The 2,135-nt window shown below is 59.3% G+C and carries 2 protein-coding genes; both read right to left on the bottom strand.

Features of this window, described 5'->3' with window-relative positions; genetic code table 11:
• A partial coding sequence (gene carB, locus L0H65_RS18850; protein ID WP_301460735.1) for a carbamoyl-phosphate synthase large subunit occupies positions 1-1,656 on the bottom strand: 1,656 nt, incomplete at its 3' end.
• Between the two features lie 75 nt (positions 1,657-1,731).
• A partial coding sequence (locus L0H65_RS18845) for a DUF3147 family protein (protein WP_301460734.1) occupies positions 1,732-2,135 on the bottom strand: 404 nt, incomplete at its 5' end.

Raw genomic sequence — 2,135 nt, 5'->3', positions numbered from 1 at the left:
ATAAGGCGTCTGCGCCTCGAATTCGGCCGCACAGGTGTCGATGCGCTTGAACACGGCGTTGACGCCAAGGTTGCGGCGGGCACGGCGGATCTGCCCCTCATCCCGGTCTGTCAGCATTGCAAGGCGGGCATCGGTGAAGCCAAGCATTTTCAGTTTGCGCAGTGCATGCGGCGTTGCCGGCAAGCCACTCTGGCGCACCGTTTCCTCGACCTCGATGATTTCACGGATGCGCGCGAGGAACCACGGATCAAACGACGTGAGCGCCTGAATTTCGTCATTGCTGAGGCCAAACCGCATGGCTTGGGCAATCACGCGCAAACGGTCGGGGGTTTGCTGGCTGAGGGCTTTCGAAATTGCGGCGCGGTCAGGCGCGCCGGGGATATCAATCTCATCGAACCCGGTCAGACCGGTCTCCAGGCTCGCCAGCGCCTTTTGCATCGACTCGTGGATGGTGCGGCCAATCGCCATCACCTCTCCCACTGATTTCATCGCAGTGGTCAGCGTCGGCTCCGCACCCGGAAACTTTTCAAAAGCGAACCTTGGGATCTTTGTGACCACATAATCTATTGAAGGCTCGAACGACGCCGGTGTCACTTTTGTGATATCGTTGTCCAATTCGTCGAGCGTATAGCCCACCGCCAGTTTCGCCGCGATCTTGGCAATCGGAAAGCCCGTCGCCTTCGATGCCAATGCCGAGGACCGGCTGACACGCGGGTTCATCTCAATCACCACCATGCGGCCATCGGCAGGGTTGATCGCCCATTGCACGTTGGAACCACCGGTCTCAACTCCGATCTCACGCAGCACGGCGATGGAGCCGTTGCGCATGATCTGATACTCTTTATCCGTCAGGGTCAGGGCAGGGGCGACGGTGATCGAATCCCCGGTATGCACGCCCATCGGGTCGATATTCTCAATCGCGCAAATGATGATGGCATTGTCGGCGGTGTCGCGCACCACCTCCATCTCGAACTCTTTCCAGCCGAGCAGCGATTCATCGACCAGAATCTGCGCCATGGGAGAGGCCTCAAGCCCACTCCGGCAAATCGTTTCAAAATCATCGCGGTTATAGGCGACGCCGCCGCCGGTGCCGCCAAGGGTGAAGGCGGGGCGGATGATGGCGGGCAGGCCGACATATTCAATCGCCTCCATTGCCTCCGCTACACCGGCCTTGATGTCATATTTACCATTCGCCAGTTTAGGGGCTGCAATAATCGTCGCTTTGGGGTTCTCCAACCCGATCCGATCCATCGCCTCGCGGAACAACTTGCGATCTTCTGCCATTTCAATGGCTTCTCGCTTGGCCCCGATCAGTTCAACCTTATACTTTTCCAACACGCCCATATCGGCCAGCGCCAGTGCGGTGTTCAACCCGGTCTGCCCTCCCATCGTCGGCAACAGCGCATCCGGACGTTCCTTCTCAATAATCTTGGCGACGACCTCGGGGGTGATTGGCTCGATATATGTCGCATCCGCAAGCCCCGGATCGGTCATGATCGTCGCCGGGTTGGAGTTGACGAGGATCACGCGATACCCTTCTTCGCGCAGCGCTTTGCAAGCCTGTGCGCCGGAATAGTCGAACTCACACGCCTGCCCGATGACGATTGGCCCCGCACCGATAATCATGATGGATTGGATGTCGGTTCTTTTCGGCATGGTCACGGGCCCCCAAAGCGCAAAACTTCCGGGGTTATATCCAGCATGGGCTTGGGTGCAAGGTCGGAAATGCGCTCAGGCACGGCCCATCATCCAGATCGTCAGGCCGTAAAGCCCAACCGTCAGCAGCATTCCCGCGCCAAGTGCGATCCAGAACGAAACCCCCGCCCGCAGCAGCAAGGGGATCAGCACGAACATCGGCAGCGACGGAACGACGTACCACAAGGTCGCCGCCGCGTGATCGGCAAGGCGCACCGGATCTTGCGTGTCGCGCCAAAGCCAGATCATCCCAAGGATGGAGACAAGCGGCAGCGACGCAATCAGTGCCCCGAACCCGGCATGCCGCCGCGCCACTTCCGACGCCGCAGCAATCAAAACCCCCGAAATCGCCGCCTTGATGAAAAGATAGACCATGCAATCCCCTTCAGCACTTATTTGTCGCGCGCCACCATAACAACCCCGGCCCAGAAGCACACCCG

Origin of the sequence: Pseudorhodobacter sp. (assembly GCF_030452865.1) — a bacterium.
Taxonomy (GTDB): Bacteria; Pseudomonadota; Alphaproteobacteria; order Rhodobacterales; family Rhodobacteraceae; genus Pseudorhodobacter.
The sequence above is the reverse complement of the archived record's forward strand: the minus strand, read 5'-3'. Positions and strand labels throughout refer to the sequence as shown.